Annotated in this window: 1 pseudogene; it reads right to left on the bottom strand. The window is 42.2% G+C overall.

The window, feature by feature from the left end:
- Positions 1-144 precede the first annotated feature (144 nt).
- A pseudogene (locus AC1DUA_RS41045) lies at positions 145-351 on the bottom strand (GNAT family N-acetyltransferase); the annotation flags it as partial.

Below are 351 nucleotides of genomic sequence, written 5' to 3' on the forward strand. Positions count from 1 at the left end.
TGAGAAAAGTAATCATGTTTAACAGAACTTCTTTAGACGGTTTTTATAAGGGGACAAATGGGGAGATCGATTGGTTTATCCATGATCCTGAGGTTGACAAAGCCGCGCATGAAATGATGCGATTAAGAGGAAGGAGGAGTCTGCTTATGAGCAGCTCCTCTTTTTTTCAATAGGCAGAACAAGGATATGCTGAAGACCATTTCGCCCCATTTTTGTGCGGCCATCATCTCTAAAGCCAGCTTTTAAATAAGCTTGCCGTGCAGGCAGATTTTTGAGATTTACAGCTAAAGCTACTTCTTCTACTTCTGGGAAGTTATGCCTGACAAATGTACTCAGCTGCAAGAGTGATGC

Source organism: Paenibacillus sp. 01T422 (assembly GCF_056398785.1).